The organism is Microbacterium sp. Y355, assembly GCF_059445345.1.
Genome location: NZ_JCAIUD010000001.1, coordinates 1,539,382 through 1,557,921 on the forward strand (window position 1 = coordinate 1,539,382; position 18,540 = coordinate 1,557,921).

Below are 18,540 nucleotides of genomic sequence, written 5' to 3' on the forward strand. Positions count from 1 at the left end.
GGCTCTCGGTCAGCCCAGTGGAGCGCGCACGGGGTAGTCCTGCGCCTCCAGGATGATCTGGGCTGCGGCGCCCGTCTTTCTGTTGATGACGACGGGGGCGAGCAGGTTGACGCTTACGCCCTCGGCACCGGGGTGCGCGACCACGAGAAGCATCGCGTCTTCTGCGGATGTGAGCGCGAGTTCGGCGACGTGCTCATCCGTCAGAGTCGGTGCGTAGTCGGTGAGCACGATCTGCGGATCAAGCAGATAGAGCCGCAGGTCGGCATCGTCCACGGACCGCAGTGTGAACAGGCCGTCAGCGCCGTCGATCGGAGCCAGCGCGAAGTGCGTGTGCGGCGCGAGCCCTGGGGGCGGCGCGACGAAGTTCAGTGCGGCGCTCACTGCAGGAAGTCCATCAGCGACGGCTGCAGCACTCGTGCGGTCACCGACAGCGCAGAGCGGTAGACGAGTTCCTGCGCCTGTAGTTGCACGAGCACTTCCACGGAATCGACGTCCTCCACTGCGGCTCTCCTTGTCTCCAGCGACACCGAGTTCTGCACTGTCGCCTCCTTGGCGCGCTCTATCTGCGACTGGCGGCTGCCCACTGCCGCCTGAGCACCGAGCATAGCGCTGAGCCGGTCGTCGATGTCGCCGAGACGGGGACCCACGTTCGTCCCGGAGCGCAGCTCGCCGACGATCGTGTCGATGAGCGCGAACGCCGACCCCGCTCCGGTGCCGAACACCTCGGCCCCGTCCGCGTCGACGCGGATGGACGCGCCGTCGGAGACCCGGCGCATAACCTCGGATCCAGGGATGCCGGAGTGCGCGTAGCCGGCGTCGAACGCTGCGGTATCTGATGTGCCGGCGAACACCGAGCGGCCGAGCAGCTTCGTGTTGGCTGTTGTCAGCAGCTCGGCGCGGATCTCCTCCAGCTCCACGGCGATCGCCTCCTTCGCCGTGGCATCCATCGCGCCGTCGTTGGCGCCCCGCACGGTGAGGTCGCGCACCCGATTGAGCAGCGCCGTGCTGGCGCTGATCGCTGTGTCCGCTGTGGTCACCCAGGCCAGGGCGTCGTCGATGTTGCGTGCGTACTGCTCGTTGCGCCGCTGTGCGGCGTGCAATCCCAGTGCGGTGGCAGCGGCGGCCGGGTCCTCGGATATCGTGGCGAACGCACGCTGGGACGTCGCCTGTTCCTGCAGTCTGGACAGCTCGGACAGGTTCGTCTGCAACTGGCGCAGGCTGGCCTGCGTCATAGTCGATGAGGTCACGCGGGAGATCATGGTCGTCCTTCCGGTCAGCGTCCGACGACGCCCATGCGATTGATCAGCACGTCAAGCGCCTCGTCAACGGCCGTCATGACTCGAGCGGCCGCCTGGAAAGCGGTCTGGTATGTGAGCAGGTTGATGGTCTCCTCGTCGCCGTCTACCGCGGCGACCGAAAGCTGCGCTGTCACGGCGGTGATGGCGGAGTTCTCGGAGAGTTGCGCCCGCTGCACATCGCCGGCGGTCGTGACTCCGAGGCGCGTGATCTGATCTACCCAGAGCGCGTCCGGCGAGGTGGCCAGGTTGCCGATCTGCGAGATTGCGTCGGCGTTGGTCGAATCCCACGCGCCCCCGCCGGGCGCGGCGAGCGCGAGATCGGTCACCGAGTCCACCGCGACGCTGAGTCCCAGTGCCGCGGGGCCGGTCGCCGACATCGAGAAGAAGTCGCCGCCGGCCACGCCCGAGGAGGTGACGCCGGCCCGATGCTGCGTGTTCACCGCGTCGGCGAGTCGTGTCGCGACCGCGTTGTATGTCGCCGCCAACTGAGCGAGTGTGCCGCCCTCGTCGGCGGGCGCAAGCACCGAGAGCATTCCGCCCAGCTCGCCGTTCGCGATTACCGCAGGCTGGCCGTTATCCGCCCAGGTCACCGACAGCCGCGCACCAGCTTCAATCGAACTCGGTCCGCTGAACTCGAGGTGGCGAGCGTTGGTGCCAGCCACCAGGGGGTTGCCGTCGACGCGCACCGTCATCGTCCCGTCGGTCTCAACGGTTGCGACTCCGCCGACCATTCGTGCGACGTTCTGGGCGAGCACAGACCGCTGATCCATGAGCTCATTGGCCGGGCGTCCTGAGGCCTGCGCATCCCTGATCTCCCTGTTCAGCGAGGCGATCTGGTCGGCCGCGGTGTTGATCTGGGTGACCGTTCGGTCGGCCGACGCTCTGCCATCCTTCCACTGCGCAGCGACCGTGCGATAACCCTCGGCGATCTGCGAGGACAGTCGCTCGGCCGTCTGCAACACGGCCGAGGCGGCAGCACCGGAGTCGGGAGTCTTGACGAGATCTTGCCATCCAGACCAGAACTGCGACAGCCCTGCGGCGAGTCCGTTCTCGGTCGGCTCGGCGAGTGCGAGCTCCGCCGTCGTCGCCGCGACCGCTCGCGTGGACCAGAAGCCAGACGCGGCGAGAGTGTCGCGCACCCGTGCGTCCAGCAGTGCGTCGCCGAGTCGGGCGATCCCGGTGACGGCGACGCCGTTGCCTGGTACGGCGCCGAGGCTGAATCGGCCGGACTGCGCCACCGCAGCGATGGATGCCGTACTCACCCGCTGGCGTGTGTAGCCCTCAGTGAGCTCGTTAGCAATGTTCTGACCGACGATGTCCATACCGCGGCGAGCCGCAGCGAGACCGCTGGCAGCAGTGTGAAGTCCACTGAAAGTCGACATGATTCCTTTCCGGTCACATCTCGGTATCGATGATGCGTGCAGAGTCGTCGCGGGCGCGGTCGCCGCGGGTGTTGTATTCGCCGGAGTCGCCGTCGAATCCGGCGATCGTCTCCTGCGTCGCCCGGAGGACGGCGCGGAGCTGATGATCGTTCGAATCGCGCAGCTGCCCGATCTCGGTGGTGAGCTGCGTCATGGCGAGCAGATGCTCCTCGAAGATCTCCCGCCAAGTGCCGAGCGGCGCGTGCGCGATGAGTTCACGAATAGTCGCACCTTCAGGAGCCCCCCACTCCTGCGCGACGGTATCCGCCTCCACGACGCGCGACATGCCGGTCGTGCGCAGGCGGTCAAGCACCTGCTCGATCTCGCGAGTCCCGAAATGAGTCCATCGCGATCTTCCTGCGGCGAGCAGCAGCTGCTGCTCGTCCAGCTTGAACAGCAGCATCTCCAAGAGCTCTCGCTCCCGCCACAGCTGCATGGACAGCTCGTTCGCACCCATATTTCCCCTGGTCCCCGATTACCCCTTAGAGAACTCTCGATTGAGAACCCATGAATTACTGTCGGTCGTCGTCACCCTATGGTTACTATGTGGACGGTGGGTAGTTCTCCCCATGGACAGATCATGAAGCACATGGTATCTCCATCTACCCGGTATCGAACGCCCGTCCCAACCCAGGACGGTTCCAGAGAGGTGGAACTCCCCCGTATGCCGCCGCGCCATGAACGCAATCGCCTGGTAGAAGACAATCTCCCCCTTGTCGGATACCTCGCCTCAGAGACGCACGCCCGTGCGACGCATATTCCTCGCGAGGAGCTCGCCGCGGTCGGGGCACTCGCGCTCGTGACAGCGGCTGATGCTTTCGATCCCACCCTCGGAGTCCCCTTCGGAGCATACGCACGCCGACGCATTCTCGGTGCCTTCGCCGACGAGATGCGCTCGATGGACTGGGCCTCTCGCGGAACCCGCACCCGAATCAAGGAGACCGTGTCCGTTCAGAGCACGCTGTCCGCCTCATTCGGGCGCACCCCGACGATCGCCGAGATCGCCGTCGCGATGAGTGTCAGCGAGGAAGCCGTGTCCGGCGCTCTGGCGGATGCCTCGCGCACAGTGACCACCCTCGAGGACCCCGCGGCCCACGACCTCGCGGCGGAGATTCCGCTGCCCGAGGAATCCGCCGCGCTCGCAGAGCGCCGACACGTGCTGACCTGCGCGATCGCCGCGCTGCCAGATCGCATGCGCAGCATCGTGCATGCCGTCTATTTCGAGGAGCGTCCGGTGAAGGAAGTGGCCGAGGAGCTCGGCGTCTCGCACTCCGCCGTCTCGCAGCAAAGATCCGAAGCCGTGCGAATGCTGCGCGACGTGCTCGAGCGCTACTTTTCAGACGGAGCGATGCCAGAGCCGGTCTCCCGCATCTCCGCCTCGGTGCGCGATGGGTTTTACGCCCGCATCGCTGAGACCGGCGGGGCCCGGCTGGCGCGCGTCTTCGCTGCCGCCTCGCCAGCGGCAGTGCCGATCGCGGTCTGCGCCGTATGACTCGACTCCCTGCGATCTCGCATCGTGGCTAACGCCACGAAACTGGATGCCGATAGGTGAGAGCGAAGCCCACGGATGGGCTTCAGCTCGACCCAATCACGGAGGAGAACACCATGGGTATGCAGATCAACACCAACGTGTCGGCGCTCAACGCCTACCGCAACCTGTCTAACACGCAGAACGACCTGTCCAAGTCGCTGGAGAAGCTTTCCAGCGGTCTGCGCATCAACCGCGCAGCGGACGACGCTGCAGGCCTGGCGATCTCCGAGGGCCTGCGTTCGCAGGTCAACGGCCTGAACGTCGCGGCGCGCAACGCCCAGGACGGCATCTCGGTCATCCAGACCGCGGAAGGCGCCCTGACCGAGGTCCACTCGATCCTTCAGCGTGTGCGCGACCTGGCTGTGCAGGCGGGTAACGACTCGAACAACGCCGACTCGCGCGCCGCGATCAAGACCGAGGTCGACCAGCTGTCCGCGGAGCTGACCCGCATCAGCGCCTCGACCAACTTCAACGGCATCGACCTGCTCACCGGTGCGACTGCCGGTGACGGCACGGGCAAGCTCACCTTCCAGGTGGGCGCCGGCGGAGTCGCGGCAAACGACCAGATCGCCGTCGACCTGACGGGTGCCGATGTGGCAGCAGTGGCCACGGCTGTTGGCGCACTGACGTTCGACAGCGCGGTCAATGCGGCTGCGTCGATCACGACACTCGACGCGCAGATCACGAGCGTCTCGAGCGCACGCGCTGAGCTGGGTGCCGCGCAGAACCGCTTCGAGTCGACCATCAACAGCCTCAACGTGTCGGCAGAGAACCTGTCGGCTGCAGAGAGCCGTATCCGCGACACCGACATGGCGTCCGAGATGGTCAAGTTCACGTCGGCGAACATCCTGTCGCAGGCAGGCACGGCCATGCTGGCTCAGGCCAACCAGGTCAACCAGGGCGTGCTGCAGCTGCTGCAGTAATCCGCTATGAGGGCCCGGTGATCGGCAGATCACCGGGCCCTCCCCCCACCTGACTCGGAAAGGTCGACATGGCACTCTCGCTCGACGGACTCGTCTCCGGCCTGGACACCAAGGCGCTCATCGATGCCCTCATGGATGTGCAGGCGATCCCCCGCACACTCCTCAAGAACAAGATCGATGACAAGGGCGTCATCATCTCGCAGCTGCAGGCCCTGAACAACTCGCTCCAGGAACTCGCCACCCGTGCGAAGGCGGCCGCAGCTGGCGACGCCCTCTCCGCGTTCCGTGCGACGAGCTCCTCTGACGCCGTGGCGGTCACCACCCGCACTGGCGCCACCCCCGTTGCCGCCGACATCATCGTCGATCGCGTCGCACAGAACCACGCGATCGTCACTGCCGCATCCACTGCCTGGCCCGACGTGCCGCCGGTCGTCACGCTCGAGAACGCCGCCGGCGAGCGCTTGGAGGTCACCGCAGCATCCGGAAGCATGGCCGACATCGCGCGCGCCATCAACGCAGCCGGCTTCGGGGTCACTGCCACCGCGGTTTCCGCCGGCACCGATGCCGACGGCAACCCCCTGCAGCGCCTCCAGGTCACCGCCGCCGAATCCGGAGCCGACGGTGCCTTCCGCATCTATCGCGGCGACGCCGCGGCGGTTGATGCCGGCACCGCCGCCGATCTCGCCGCGGGGCCGGGCGCCGCCGTCGTCACTGTCGGCACCGATGCACAGGTGCGACTTTGGGCCGGTACCGCGGCCGAGCAGGTCGTCACCAGCGCATCGAACACATTCACCGATCTGTTCGTCGGCGTCGACGTCACGGTCGCCCGCGCTTCAACCGAACCGGTCTCGATATCGGTCAGCGCCGACACTGAGGCCCGCACGAAGGCCGCCGGCGACTTCATCACCGCTCTCAGCGGCATCCTCACTCGCATCGACAACGGCTCGAAGGCGACGGTCGGCGGCGGGGCCGACGACACAACCATGCTGGGCGTGTTCACCGGTGACAGCACGGTGCGTGCCCTGCGGCAGGCGCTCGCCAACGCGGTGCAATATCCGGTCGACGGGACATCTCCCTCGTCGATCGGGATCTCGATCGACCGCTACGGCGTGCTCAGCTTCGACGAGGAGAAGTTCGCCGCGGCCTTGGCCGACGACCCTGACGCCGTCGGCGCCATGTTCGGCGCGATCGCTGGCCGCGTGCAGGAGACATCGGAGACGTATTCCGACAAGTACGACGGGCTCCTGACGTCCCGGATCACCGGACAGGAGAGCGAGGTGAAGACGCTCGGCGAACAGATCGACCGCTGGGACCTGCGCCTCGAGCAGCGACGATCGACCCTCGAGCGCACGTACGCGCGTCTGGAGACCATGCTGTCGCAGCTGCAGTCCCAGTCGGACTATCTCACCACGCAGCTGGACAGTCTTTCTTCGTCGAAGTCGGGCTCCTGACGATGAACGCCGCCGCCCGCGCCCAGCTGCGCTATCAGGAGGACGCTGTTCTCTCGGCCACGCCAGAGCGTCTTGTCACGATGCTGTACGACCGTCTGCTGCTCGACATCGACCGGGGTGAGGCCGCGCAACGCGCCGAGGACTGGGTTACCGCGAACGCACAGCTGCAGCACGCGCAGTCGATCGTCGCCGAACTGTCGTCCTCGCTCACCGACACCTGGAACGGCAGCACGGGACTGCGCTCCGTGTATACGTTTCTGACCCAGACCCTCATCGGCGCGAACATCGGCCGCGATCCGGAACGCACGCACAGCTGTCGCGAGCTCGTCGCGCCGCTGCGGGACGCCTGGCATGAAGCCGCCATGAGCCTCGCGGCGGTCGACTCATGACCGACACGGCCTGGGTGACGCTGCTGGACCGCTTCGAGCGCGACCTCGACACGGCATCGTCGACGCGCTCGGCCACAGCGCTCCCAGAGGAACCCGTCGCGGCTTGGACTGCACCTTCCACGATGTTGCCGTTCGAACTCGCCGGCCGGGTACAGGCGCTGCTGGCCCGACAGCAGCAGCAGATCCTGCTCACCCGCGCCGAGATGGACGAACTGCGCGGTCACCTGGATGCCCTGCGTCGTGTGCCGTCGGCGCACGCGCACGACACCCCCGCCTATCTCGACACGAGCGCTTGAGAGCGCTCCTAACGAATCGGACGCTACGTCCGATAGAGCACTCAGAGCAGGGAACGCTCGACTGACTAGGCCATGGATCGGCCACATCGCCCACCGACGGGAACTGGGTTCGTGTTCGATTCTGTGACCATGACAGCGCTATCGAGCGCTCTCGACGGCCTCGCGCTGCGACAGCGCGCCATCGCCGACAACATCGCCAACGTCAACACCCCGAACTATCACGCCAAACGGGTGCAGTTCGAGGAGGCTCTCGCGGAGTCCATCGCCGTCGGGGACGGACGCACGACCGCGACGACCGCGGAATCACTCGAGCCGACGCGCCTGGACGGTAACAACGTCAACCTGGACACCGAGACGCTTTCCAGCATCGACACGATGCTGCGCTACCAGTTCGCGACGCAGGCGATCAATGGGTCGTTCTCGTCCGTGCGCACCGCTTTGAGGACCACATCATGACTTTCGACGCCATTGGCATCGCCAGCACCGGGTTGACCGTCCACCGCAAGTGGCTCGACGCGCTCAGCGACAACATTGCCAACATCAACACCGCAACCGCGACTGACGGCGACGCCTTCCGCGAGCGATACGTGGTCGTCCAGAACAGCGATCAGTCCCCTGGCGTGTACGTAGCAGGGACGGCGCTCGGCGACGCCGAAGGCCGCCTTGCTTACAGCCCGGAGCATCCCCTGGCGGATGCCGACGGATACGTCCGCTACCCCGACATCGACCTCGGCGACCAGATGAGCCAGCTCATCATGGCCCAGCGCGGCTACGAGGCAAGTGCGGCCGTGGTCGATCGCGCCAGGAACACGTACGAGTCCGCACTCCAGATTGGGCGCAACTGATGGCCGCCGTCTCCGGGGTCGAGGGACTCTCCGCCGCACTGGCCTCCGCCGTGACCGGCCAGAGCGCCACGCCGAACACCACCACCACGGGGGACGATTCGGGATTCGCGGCAAGCCTGACCGGCGCGATCGACGAGCTGAGCGGGCTGCAGGCCAACTCGGACGTCCTCAAGGTCGCAGCAGTGACCGGCGACCTGAATGACATCCACGCCTCGATGATCGCCTCGACACGCGCCGCCGTCACGCTCGAGCTCGTCGCGGCCGTCCGCAACAAGGGCGTCGACGCGTTCAACGAGATCATGCGGATGCAAGCCTGATGCCGCAGGCCGTCACGAACATCTTCCAGCGGCTCGGCCGCGCCGTCGCGAGTTTCAGTCTCGCGCAGCGCACTATCGCGATCATCGGCATCGCCGCACTGGTGCTTGGTGCGATCGCGCTGTCCAGCTGGCTGACCCGCCCGAACATGACCCCATTGTTCTCGGGCCTGAGCGCCAGCGACGCGAACGCCGTCGTCGAACAGCTTCGGTCTTCCGGCGTCTCCTACGAGCTCACCTCGGGCGGATCGACGGTGCTCGTGCCGGAGTCCGACGTCTACGATCAGCGGCTCACGGCCGCCGCGGCAGGGCTCCCGAGCACGGGCTCGGACGGCTATTCGCTGCTCGATTCCATGGGGGTTACCTCGTCGGAGTTCCAGCAGTCCGTGACCTACAAGCGCGCCATCGAAGGCGAGCTGGCCGCGACGATCGCTGCCCTGGACGGTGTCACGGCGGCGTCGGTGCAGCTGGCCATCCCCGAGGAGAGCGTCTTCGTCTCGGAGACGGTCGATCCGACCGCCTCCGTGTTCGTCGAGACGGGTGACCGCACGGAGTTGGGCAGCGAGCAGGTCGAGGCGATCGTGCACCTCACCTCGGCAGCCGTCTCTGGGCTGAAGACCGAGAACGTCGCCGTCATCGACCAGTCAGGCAAGACCCTGTCCGCCGCAGGCATCGGAACAACCGGTGGGGTTGACCAGCAGGCAAGCGACTATGAGCTGCGCGTCACGGCCGCCGTCCAGCAGATGCTGGATGCCGTCGTCGGCGCAGGCAACTCGAAGGTCTCGGTCGTCGCCGAGGTCGACCGCTCCGTGAACGAGCGGCTGGATGAGACCTACACCCCGGCCGAAGGCACGCCCCCGGTCTCCGAGCAGGTCCGCACCGAGACGAGCAATGGCGGCGAGACCGACGCCGGCGTGCTCGGACCGGACAACATCGCCGTTCCGGACGGCGACGGGAACGGCACCTACGAGTCGACTGAGGAGACGAACACCAACGTCGTGAACAAGAGCGTCGAGTCCACGACGACTCCGTCGGGCGGGCTCACCCGTCAGTCGGTGTCGGTAGCGGTGAACGCCGCGGCGGCAAACGACATCGGCGTCGTACAGCTCGAGGATCTCGTTGCGGCCGCGGCCGGCATCGACCCGGAACGCGGGGATGGCCTCTCGGTCGAGTTCGTGGCCTTCAGCCAGACCGGCGCGGAAGCGGCGCAGGCCGCCCTTCAGGCCGCCAAGGACGCTGCCGACGCAGAGCGGGCCTCGTCGTTGCTGAGCACGGTGATCATCGCCGCCGCCATCGCGGTGCCGCTGCTAGCGGGCGTCATCATCTACGTCGTCCGGACCCGGCGTCGCGCCGAGAAGCAGGATGAGTTCGACTCATTGTTCGGCGAGCGACCTGCGCCTCTGTCGTCGATTGCCTCGATGACGACGGACCCATTCGCGCAGATCGAGCAGTCCCCCACGGTGCCGATGCAGTTCGGCGACCCGGAGCCCGATCCGGATCTTGAGCTCGAACTCGCCTCCGAACCAGCGCAGGTGAGTCTGGAACGTCGCCGCGCCGAGCTGGATGCTCTTACGGGACGCGATCCCCAGCGCACGGCCGAACTGCTGCGCACCTTCCTCGACGATAGGCAGCCGGTATGAGTGGTCTGACCGGCCGGCAGACGGCCGCCATTGTGCTGATGAACCTTGATCGGGCGCACGCCATCGAGGTCATGAAACACCTGTCCGAGGATGACGCCGAGACGATCGCTGCCGAGATCATCGGCCTGCAGAATCTGGACACCGCGACGACCGCGCGCGCGCTCGCTGACTTCCAGAAAGTAGCCTCCGGACACCTACCCCCTGCACGCGGCGGGCGTGACGTCGCCGAGGGCCTGCTGCAGGCATCCTTCGGCTCCGAGCGCGCGGCCGCGGTACTGGGGCGGGTGAACTCGGCGATGTCGAACTCCGCGTTCGACTTCCTCGGGGCTGCCGAGCCAGGGCAGCTGGCCACGCTGCTCGACGGCGAGATGCCACAGACCGTCGCTCTCGTCCTCGCCCACCTGCAGGTCGACCAGGCGGCGGCCGTACTGACTGCGCTCCCCGATGTCGCCCGCGCGGACGTCGCGCATGCGATCGCCACGATGGGCACCGCGACGCAGGAGGCGATCACGATCGTCGCCGACGCTATCAAGGCGAGATCCGGCGTCTTCTCGAGCCGGGAGGCTCCGGAAGCGCTGGGCGGCGTGCAGCCACTCGTGGAGATGATCAACCGCTCCGACGCGAGCGTCGAGAAGGCACTGCTGGCGAGCATCGAAGACCGCGACAGCGCGTTGGCCGAAGACATCCGCTCTCGCATGTTCACCTTCGCCGACATCGTCAAGCTCGAAGATCGCGACGCCCAGCGGGTGCTGCGCAGCCTGGACATCCGCTCGCTCGCGCTCGCGCTCAAGGGAACGAACAACGCGATCGCCGAGCTCATCAACCGCAACGTCTCGGAGCGCAACCGCGAGAGCATCGCGGAGGAGACACTCGCCCTCGGCCCCGTGCGGATGTCGCAGGTAGAAGAGGCCAGGGCGGAGATCGTGCGGATGATCCGTGCCCTCGAGGCCGCGGGAGACATCACGGTGCAGCGCACCGACGAGGACGAGTATGTCTACTGACGCTTTCGCACCCTCGATCTTTCCGCGCCTGCTCGGCGCGGAGACCGTGCTCGAGCGAAAGCAGGCGCAGCTGCGGGGCTATGCCGAGGGGCACGCCGAGGGCTTCCGCGTGGCGACAGCCACCGCAGAAGCCGCTGCAGCGCGCGCCGATGCAGAGCGGCAGTCCAGCGCGGCCGAGACCGTGGCATCCGTCCAGCGGGCCGTGGCCTCACTGCACTCAGCGACTGCGCAGCTCGCGAGCCGTGCGGATTCGCTCGCGGTAGTCGCTCAGCAGAGCGTCTTGCGTCATGCCGTTGAACTCGCAGAACTCATCGTCGCTGACGAGCTGAGCGACGACGAGAGATCGGCCACTGCGGCCGTGCGCCGTGCGCTGGCAGGCGCCGAACCAGCCCGGGTGCACGAGGTGCGCCTGCACCCGGACGACATCGCTGTTCTGGAGCAGATCGACTCGATGCCTGAGGGCATCACTGTCGTGGCAGATGATGCCCTCGCCCGCGGCGATGCACTCGTGAGCGTGCAGGACGGCCTCGTCGATGCGCGTGTCGCCGCCGCTCTCGATCGCGCCAGACGTGCGCTCGAGGAGGATGGCCGATGAGTGTCTGGACGGCCGTTCTCGAGGCCGCACGCCCGGAGCGCATCGGACAGGTCTCGCAGGTGCGAGGACTCAGCGTCCAGGTGCGCGGCGTGGAGTGCGCGGTCGGCGACGTCGTATTGCTCGGCGACGACATCGAAGCCGAGGTGGTCGCAACCGGTCGTGACGGCATGCGCTGCATGCCACTGAATTCCGTTGCTGGACTTGCGATCGACGCGCCGGTACGGCGCCGCAGCGGCGCACTGCGCGTACCGACCGGCAGGGCATTGCTGGGCAGAGTGCTGGATGGTCTCGGCCGTCCGATCGACGGAAAGGGGCCGATCGACGCGCCTCGGGTAACCCTCGATCACGCGACGCCATCGGTCATGGGTCGCGACCGGATCACCGCCCCAATGGCGCTGGGCGTGCGTGCACTCGACACGCTCGCCCCCGTCGGGCAAGGTCAGCGCGTCGGCCTGTTCGCAGGATCCGGCGTCGGCAAATCATCGCTGCTGTCGATGATCGCGCGGGGCACCGAGGCTGAGGCCACCGTCATCGCCCTCGTCGGCGAGCGCGGGCGTGAGGTGCGCGAGTTCATCGAAGACGATCTGGGCGCTGAAGGTCTCGCCCGCTCGGTGGTGGTCGTCTCCACCTCTGACCAGCCGGCGATGGCGCGCATGCGTGCGGCGTTCACTGCTACCCGCATTGCCGAGGCCTTCCGTGACGAGGGAGCGCACGCAGTCCTCATGATGGATTCCCTGACCCGCGTGGCAATGGCGCAGCGCGAGATCGGCCTGTCGGCCGGGGAGCCGCCAGCCACGCGCGGGTATCCGCCGTCAACGTTTTCTATGCTGGCAGGGCTTCTGGAGCGGGCCGGCACGGATCGGGGTGGGTCCATCACCGGCATCTACACCGTGCTCGTGGACGGCGATGATCACAACGAACCCATCGCCGATGCGGTGCGCTCGATCCTCGACGGTCATGTGGTGCTGGATCGCAAGCTCGCCTTGTCTGGACACCATCCGGCGATCGATGCGCTCGCTTCGATATCCCGCGTGGCGGGCAAGATCACCTCCGCCGAGCAGCGTGCTCTCGCGACCGCACTGCGCTCAGTGCTGGCAGCTCGCCGGGGCGCCGACGACCTCATCGACATCGGGGCGTACCACGCCGGTGCCAACCCACGAGTAGATGCCGCACTAGCCAGCGCGAGAGAGATCTCGGCCTTCCTTACCCAGCCGCTCGACGAAGTGAGTCAGTCAGACGAATCCTGGCGGCGTCTTGCCGGGCTCGTCGCGACGTTCGGAGACATCTCATGACACAGAAGTTCTCCCTCTCCGGCTTGATGCGGGTGCGCGGCATCCAGGAGCGCGCCGCCGCCGAACGGCTTTCACGAGCGGTCATCGACGCGGACCAGACCAGAGCGCGCGACCGCCAGTTGCGTGCCGCGCTGGCTGGCGCCGGTTCGGATGCCGTCGACGTGCGCTCCCTCGCAGCGCTCGCCGCCGCACGTGTGTCCGGCCGCAGCCTCCTGGCCGATCTCGAATCGCTGTCGACGATGCAGCAGCAGACGGTGCAGGACGCCCGCGTGCAGCACCGCGAGGCGCGGCGCGAGGTGCGAGGACTCGAACGTCTCGCCCAGGCGCACGCGCTGCGTGAGCGTTCCGAAGATCTGCGCACCGAGCAGATCGAGATCGACGAGATCGCCGCACGCTCCAGGGCGGAGGACGGTTCATGAGCATGCTTGGATTCCTCACCGGCACCGCAACCGCCGCTCCGGCCGGCGTTTCCCCAGCGCGCGGGACCTCGACGAGCACGGCGGCGACGGCCTTCGCCGAGGCCATCCTGCAGGCGGCATCCGGTCATGCCTCCCCCTCCCTCGCTCTCTCGGACGCGCAGGGCGGCGATGCGCCGACCGACGCGGCCGACGGAGAGAGCACCGACACCACCGGCGAGGGGATGGCCGGCGCGGATGCCGCCGCCGATACGGCCTCGGCGCCGCCGCTGCTGCCCTCCGCCCCGTTCGGCGTGATCGTAAGCGGGATGCCGTCTGCGGGCGCCGAAGAGCACCCCGCCGAGGCTCCGCCGGCCGATGCCGACGTGACGGCACCCACCGACGCCGTACCCACCGACGCTGCGCCGATTGATGTTGTGCCGATTGATGTTGTGCCGACCGAGCCTGCGCCGACCGACGCTGTGCCGACCGACGCCGCGCAAACCTTGCCCGCGCCGACCGACGCCGCGCCGACCGAGCCCGCGGCAGTACCCGCCGCGGCAGCGCCCGACGCGGCTCTCCCCACCACATCGAGCCCACAGGTGGCACTGCCCGCCACTGTGCCATCCGAGGTGCCGCCCGAGGTGCTGCTGCAAGACGCCCGGTCGAAGGCCGCGACGCCGGGCTCCGTGCCTGCGACCCTCTCGGCGTCGTCATCCGCCGCCGTCCTGCCGACCACGGCTCCCTCCACGACCACTTCTGCATCCGCCACCGCCGCCCCGATGCCGTCATCCGCGGATTCAGCACTCGCGGAATCGTCGCCCCAGGTTGCGACCCCTGCCGGCATACAGCCAGAGGTCCGCGCCGACCTTCGCGGCCAGCAGCCCCTGACCACTGGAATCGCGTCGGCCGCGCTGCCGAACGCGGCGAGTGATGCCTACGCGACCGCTGACGCTGCACCTGCCCTGCCCGCCGTCAGCGCCACCCCTGCTTCGGCACCCGCCGCGATCCCGAACGTACCGGCGGCGGCCGCTGCGCGTCCGGCCCTGCTGCCGCAGCTGTCCGCGCCGGTCATCGCGCTCGCGCAGGCGCCGGAAGGCGAGCACCGGATGACGCTGACGATCTCTCCCGAGAACCTCGGCCCTGTGACCGTGCGCGCCCACATCTCCGGCGGTGCGATCCATGTCGAGCTCGTCTCCGCCACGGATGCCGGGCGCGAAGCGCTGCGCACGATCCTCGCCGACCTGCGCCGAGACCTCGCCGCCGCGGCGCCGATGTCCTCGCTCTCCCTGGGCAGCCAGGACAGCCCGACGGGTTCAAGTTCGTCGGGTGCACACTCGGGCGGTGCGGGATCGACCGGGCCAGGGACACCTGGCCAACAGAGCGCGAACAGTTCGCAGACCCATGCGGGTCGCGCCGCCACCCCCGACACCGACGACGAGCCGCAGCATCCCGTCCCGACACCGCCGTTCCTCGAATCGCCGCACGGCGGCATCGACGTCTACGCCTGATCCGAGAGGAATCCCCAATGACCACAGTCGAACCGATCACTGGCACCAGCATCTACACCGGCACCACCACCGCGACCGCCGCGCCGAAGCAGACCCTGGACTCCGAAGTCTTCCTGAAGCTTCTCGTCACCCAGCTGTCAAACCAGGACCCGAGCTCTCCGATGGACACGAACGAGATGATCGCACAGACCACTCAGCTCGCGTCGATGGAGCAGCTCACCGCCCTGACGCAGACCACAAACGAGAACTTCGCTCTCAGTATGCGCCAGACCGCCGCTGCGCTAATCGGCCAAGAGGCGCAGTATGTCGACGCCGACGGTGTCACCCAGACCGGCATCGTCAGCGCTGTCTCGTTCAACGGCCCGGTGCCGATGGTGACCATCGGCGAAGCCTCGGTGTCACTCGACGCCATCTCCGGACTCTCCCTTCGTCCCTGACCCCTTCAGAAAGGCATCACCATGCTCCGCTCCCTCTACGCCGGCATCTCGGGCCTGCGTTCGCACCAGACGATGCTCGATGTCACGGGCAACAACATCGCCAACGTCAACACGATCGGCTTCAAGGGGTCGTCCGTGCAGTTCCAGGAATCCCTGGCCCAGCTTGTGCAGAATTCGACGTTGCCCCAGGCGAATGCCGGTGGATCCAACCCCGCTCAGGTCGGCCTCGGCGTGCAGCTGTCCGCTATCAGCACTAACTTCGCCTCCGGTACCCCACAGGCCACCGGTGTGCCCACCGATCTGATGATCACCGGCGACGGCTTCTTCATGATCCGCTCCGGCGGAGAGACGCTGTACACCCGCAACGGCTCGTTCGACTTCGATGCGGCCGGTCGCCTGGTCACCGCCGACGGCGCGCTCGTGCAGGGCTGGACCGCCGACAACGGCGTGATCACCCCCGGCCAGGGCGTGGGGGCCATCACGCTGCCCATCGGCGCGATCGCTCCCGGCAAGTCCACGACGACGGCATCCGCGGCCGGCAACCTTCCCTCCGACACCGCTGTCGGCGAAACGCTCGTCCGCGACCTGCAGGTCTACGACGCCGAAGGCGCCGCCAGCATGCTACAGCTCACGTTCACGCGCACCGCCACCGGGTGGGACGTCACCGACGGCACCGGGACGCCGGCGGTCTCGCTGCCCTTCGTGGACGGCGAGCAGACCGTTGCAGGTTCATCAATCGTCTCCGGCGGCATCACCGTCGACCTGTCGACGCTCACCGGCTACGCGGATCTCAGCACCCTCACGCTCGGCGAGCAGAACGGCTCTCCGGCAGGCACCCTGCTCTCCTATGCCCTGACCGAGGATGGCAGCCTCGTCGGTACGTTCAGCAACGGTGACACCGAGGTCCTCGCCCGCCTCGCGCTGGCCGGCTTCACGAACCCCGGCGGGCTCGAGAAGGCGGGCTCTTCGCACTACCGGCCGAGCACGAACTCAGGTGAGGCGACGATCGGCGCGGCCGGGACCGACGGTCTCGGCGGCATCATCAGCGGCGCACTGGAGATGTCGAACGTCGATCTCTCCCAGGAGTTCACGAACCTCATCGTCGCGCAGCGCGGGTTCCAGGCGAACGCGCGCATCATCACCACGAGCGACGAGGTACTGCAGGAGCTGACCAACCTCAAGCGCTGATCAACGTCGGCATCCGGCCCGCTCGGCTAACGCGAGCGAGTCGGATGCCGACAGTGTTCACCGACGGCCCAGGACGGGCCGCGTTGTCCTGCCGCCCCACGGTGTCAGGACGGATATTCCAGGATGGAGCCCATGATCGTCGTCACGCGCCTGAATCGCACCCGGTTCGCGCTGAACCCTGACCTGATCGAGCGGATCCAGGCCTCCCCCGATACCACCATCATCCTGGTGGATGCCGCGACCTTCGTCGTCACCGAGACGATGGACGAGGTGATCGCGAAGATCAGCGACTATCGCGCAAGCGTTCTCGCGACCGCCGCGAACTGGACCGGCTCCGCCATCTCCCACGCTGACGATGCGGAGGCGGTGCGCTGATGGACCCGTCGCTCATCATCGGCCTCGTCCTCGCCTTCGGTGCCCTGCTCGCCATGATCACCATGGAGGGCGCCTCCATCACGGCTCTGCTGCTGCCGGCCCCCATGATCCTCGTCTTCGGCGGCACCATCGCAATCGGCATCGCCACCGGCACCATCCGCGACTTCATCTACGCGATCAAAGCCCTGCCACGTGCATTCCGCGGCGACCGCGGCACCGCTTCCAGCATGATCGACCAGATCACCGGCTACGCGGAGAAGGCGCGTTCCGAGGGGCTCCTCGCCCTCGAGCACTCGCTCGGCGACGAGAAGGATCCGTTCCTGCGCCAGTCGCTGCAAAGCATCGCCGACGGTGTCGACGCTGAAGAGCTGCGCACGCTGATGGAGGATGAGATTACGTCCGCCGCAGCGCGCAATCGCACCGCATCCAAGTTCTACATGACCCTCGGCGGGTTCGCGCCGACAGTCGGCATCGTCGGCACGGTCGTCTCGCTGACGCACGCCCTCGAGAATCTCGACCAGCCCGAAGAGCTCGGACACATGATCGCCGCCGCGTTCGTCGCCACACTGTGGGGCCTGCTGTCGGCGAACTTCATTTGGCTGCCGATCGGCGGCCGGCTCCAACGAATGGGTGAGCTGGAGGTTGAGCGGATGACACTGGTGATGGAAGGCATGCTGGCCGTGCAGGCCGGATCGCCTCCGCAGTTCGTGGGAGAGCGCCTGCGGGCGCTGGTCTCCGACCGTTCGCAAACGAAATCCAACCGCAGGGGTGCGGACCGAGGGGCCGCGGATCCGGCGCTGACGCCATGAGCGTGCGGGCGCGCAGGCGGGTCCCGCACGATGACCACAGTGGACCCGATGAGCGCTGGATGGCGTCGTACCTCGACATGATCACGGTGCTGATGTGTCTGTTCATCGTGCTCTTCGCGATGTCAACGGTCGACAAGGAGAAGTTCGAGGCGCTGAGCGCCTCCCTGGCGACGGGGTTCGGACAGGAGACATCGGAGGACACCGATGTCTCGGAGGGTGTCGTCGTGCCCGCCGAACTGCTCAAGGAAGACGCGCAGGGCTTCATGGAAGCCGAGCTCAACGCCGCACAGGTCGAACTCGATGAGCTCACGGCTCTGCGCGAGCGCCTGCGCCAGGCACTGATCGAACAACACCTCGAGGATGCCGCGACGTTCACGATCGACGACCGCGGGCTCACGATCGGGCTGGTCAGCGCAGAGACCTACTTCGCCACGAACAGCACTGACCTCAACGCAGAGGCGATCACGCTGCTGGACACTCTCGGCGGTGTGCTGGTAGACGTGACAAACGAGATCTCCGTCGAGGGCCACGCCGATCAGCGTTCGGCTGCAGCGCCGTTCGCCACGAACTGGGAGCTTTCGGTCGGTCGCTCCACGCAGGTGCTCCGGCGCTTCGTCGAGGCCGTCGGCGTCGACCCCACGCAAATCAAATCCGTTGGCTACGGGGATGCGCGCCCCGTGGCGGAGGGGTCGGCCGACGACGCGCTGGCTCAGAACCGACGCGTTGACGTGGTGGTCCTCTCGGATGCCGATGAGGGGGTGCGCGAGCTCCTCCCTGGACTTCAGGGGGCGAAACCCAGCTTCTGATCCGCTCTGCTTACGCACGCCGC

The 18,540-nt window shown here is 67.4% G+C and carries 23 protein-coding genes; 19 read left to right on the top strand and 4 right to left on the bottom strand.

The window, feature by feature from the left end:
* Positions 1-9 precede the first annotated feature (9 nt).
* Genes fliW through flgN form a run of 4 tightly spaced genes read right to left on the bottom strand, consistent with a single transcriptional unit; the run spans position 10 to position 3,176 of the window.
* A complete protein-coding gene (gene fliW, locus AC1C2O_RS07425; RefSeq protein WP_495429788.1) occupies positions 10-381 on the bottom strand; it encodes a flagellar assembly protein FliW in 372 nt (123 codons plus the stop codon).
* Positions 378-1,247, bottom strand: coding sequence for a flagellar hook-associated protein FlgL (gene flgL, locus AC1C2O_RS07430; protein ID WP_495429789.1), 870 nt, complete (start codon positions 1,245-1,247; stop codon positions 378-380). The genes fliW and flgL overlap by 4 nt, the downstream gene beginning before the upstream one ends.
* A 26-nt stretch (positions 1,248-1,273) precedes the next feature.
* Positions 1,274-2,680 carry a flagellar hook-associated protein FlgK gene (gene flgK, locus AC1C2O_RS07435; RefSeq protein WP_495429790.1) on the bottom strand — a complete coding sequence of 469 codons (1,407 nt, stop codon included), beginning with the start codon at positions 2,678-2,680 and terminating at the stop codon, positions 1,274-1,276.
* A gap of 13 nt (positions 2,681-2,693) precedes the next feature.
* A complete protein-coding gene (gene flgN, locus AC1C2O_RS07440) occupies positions 2,694-3,176 on the bottom strand; it encodes a flagellar export chaperone FlgN (RefSeq protein ID WP_495429791.1) in 483 nt (160 codons plus the stop codon).
* 207 nt (positions 3,177-3,383) lie between these two features.
* Here flgN and AC1C2O_RS07445 point away from each other — a divergent pair, with 207 nt between their 5' ends.
* From AC1C2O_RS07445 to AC1C2O_RS07535, 19 genes are all read left to right on the top strand, one after another.
* Positions 3,384-4,211 carry a sigma-70 family RNA polymerase sigma factor gene (locus tag AC1C2O_RS07445; RefSeq protein WP_495431706.1) on the top strand — a complete coding sequence of 276 codons (828 nt, stop codon included), beginning with the start codon at positions 3,384-3,386 and terminating at the stop codon, positions 4,209-4,211.
* A 113-nt stretch (positions 4,212-4,324) separates the two neighbouring features.
* Positions 4,325-5,173, top strand: a complete 849-nt coding sequence (locus AC1C2O_RS07450; RefSeq protein ID WP_495429792.1) for a flagellin N-terminal helical domain-containing protein — start codon at positions 4,325-4,327, stop codon at positions 5,171-5,173.
* A 68-nt stretch (positions 5,174-5,241) separates the two neighbouring features.
* Entirely contained in the window at positions 5,242-6,624 is a 1,383-nt protein-coding gene (gene fliD / locus AC1C2O_RS07455; RefSeq protein ID WP_495429793.1) for a flagellar filament capping protein FliD, read from the top strand.
* Between the two features lie 2 nt (positions 6,625-6,626).
* Positions 6,627-7,013 carry a flagellar export chaperone FliS gene (fliS, locus tag AC1C2O_RS07460; RefSeq protein ID WP_495429794.1) on the top strand — a complete coding sequence of 129 codons (387 nt, stop codon included), beginning with the start codon at positions 6,627-6,629 and terminating at the stop codon, positions 7,011-7,013.
* Positions 7,010-7,309: a hypothetical protein gene (locus tag AC1C2O_RS07465; RefSeq protein ID WP_495429795.1), complete on the top strand. Its 300-nt coding sequence runs from the start codon at positions 7,010-7,012 to the stop codon at positions 7,307-7,309. Before fliS ends, AC1C2O_RS07465 begins: the two co-directional genes overlap by 4 nt.
* Positions 7,310-7,420: 111 nt before the next feature.
* The gene (locus AC1C2O_RS07470) at positions 7,421-7,765 is read left to right on the top strand and encodes a flagellar basal body rod protein FlgB (protein WP_495429796.1); all 345 of its coding nucleotides are present in this window, start codon (positions 7,421-7,423) and stop codon (positions 7,763-7,765) included.
* Positions 7,762-8,154 (top strand): flagellar basal body rod protein FlgC, encoded by a 393-nt coding sequence (locus AC1C2O_RS07475; RefSeq protein WP_495429797.1) that lies wholly within the window; start codon positions 7,762-7,764, stop codon positions 8,152-8,154. Before AC1C2O_RS07470 ends, AC1C2O_RS07475 begins: the two co-directional genes overlap by 4 nt.
* Positions 8,154-8,471 carry a flagellar hook-basal body complex protein FliE gene (gene fliE, locus AC1C2O_RS07480; RefSeq protein WP_495429798.1) on the top strand — a complete coding sequence of 106 codons (318 nt, stop codon included), beginning with the start codon at positions 8,154-8,156 and terminating at the stop codon, positions 8,469-8,471. Before AC1C2O_RS07475 ends, fliE begins: the two co-directional genes overlap by 1 nt.
* On the top strand, positions 8,471-10,108 hold the full coding sequence (gene fliF, locus AC1C2O_RS07485) for a flagellar basal-body MS-ring/collar protein FliF (protein ID WP_495429799.1): 1,638 nt from the start codon (positions 8,471-8,473) through the stop codon (positions 10,106-10,108). Before fliE ends, fliF begins: the two co-directional genes overlap by 1 nt.
* On the top strand, positions 10,105-11,109 hold the full coding sequence (gene fliG, locus AC1C2O_RS07490; RefSeq protein WP_495429800.1) for a flagellar motor switch protein FliG: 1,005 nt from the start codon (positions 10,105-10,107) through the stop codon (positions 11,107-11,109). The genes fliF and fliG overlap by 4 nt, the downstream gene beginning before the upstream one ends.
* A complete protein-coding gene (locus AC1C2O_RS07495; protein WP_495429801.1) occupies positions 11,099-11,704 on the top strand; it encodes a FliH/SctL family protein in 606 nt (201 codons plus the stop codon). The genes fliG and AC1C2O_RS07495 overlap by 11 nt, the downstream gene beginning before the upstream one ends.
* Positions 11,701-12,996 (top strand): FliI/YscN family ATPase, encoded by a 1,296-nt coding sequence (locus AC1C2O_RS07500; RefSeq protein WP_495429802.1) that lies wholly within the window; start codon positions 11,701-11,703, stop codon positions 12,994-12,996. Before AC1C2O_RS07495 ends, AC1C2O_RS07500 begins: the two co-directional genes overlap by 4 nt.
* Positions 12,993-13,415 carry a flagellar FliJ family protein gene (locus AC1C2O_RS07505; RefSeq protein WP_495429803.1) on the top strand — a complete coding sequence of 141 codons (423 nt, stop codon included), beginning with the start codon at positions 12,993-12,995 and terminating at the stop codon, positions 13,413-13,415. The genes AC1C2O_RS07500 and AC1C2O_RS07505 overlap by 4 nt, the downstream gene beginning before the upstream one ends.
* The gene (locus tag AC1C2O_RS07510; protein ID WP_495429804.1) at positions 13,412-14,902 is read left to right on the top strand and encodes a flagellar hook-length control protein FliK; all 1,491 of its coding nucleotides are present in this window, start codon (positions 13,412-13,414) and stop codon (positions 14,900-14,902) included. The genes AC1C2O_RS07505 and AC1C2O_RS07510 overlap by 4 nt, the downstream gene beginning before the upstream one ends.
* A gap of 17 nt (positions 14,903-14,919) precedes the next feature.
* Positions 14,920-15,339, top strand: a complete 420-nt coding sequence (locus AC1C2O_RS07515; protein WP_495429805.1) for a flagellar hook assembly protein FlgD — start codon at positions 14,920-14,922, stop codon at positions 15,337-15,339.
* Positions 15,340-15,360: 21 nt separating this feature from the next.
* On the top strand, positions 15,361-16,527 hold the full coding sequence (locus AC1C2O_RS07520; protein ID WP_495429806.1) for a flagellar hook protein FlgE: 1,167 nt from the start codon (positions 15,361-15,363) through the stop codon (positions 16,525-16,527).
* Between the two features lie 132 nt (positions 16,528-16,659).
* Positions 16,660-16,902, top strand: coding sequence for a flagellar FlbD family protein (locus AC1C2O_RS07525; RefSeq protein WP_495429807.1), 243 nt, complete (start codon positions 16,660-16,662; stop codon positions 16,900-16,902).
* The gene (locus AC1C2O_RS07530; RefSeq protein WP_495429808.1) at positions 16,902-17,711 is read left to right on the top strand and encodes a motility protein A; all 810 of its coding nucleotides are present in this window, start codon (positions 16,902-16,904) and stop codon (positions 17,709-17,711) included. Before AC1C2O_RS07525 ends, AC1C2O_RS07530 begins: the two co-directional genes overlap by 1 nt.
* Positions 17,708-18,517, top strand: coding sequence for an OmpA/MotB family protein (locus AC1C2O_RS07535; RefSeq protein WP_495429809.1), 810 nt, complete (start codon positions 17,708-17,710; stop codon positions 18,515-18,517). The genes AC1C2O_RS07530 and AC1C2O_RS07535 overlap by 4 nt, the downstream gene beginning before the upstream one ends.
* The last annotated feature ends 23 nt before the right edge of the window (positions 18,518-18,540 follow it).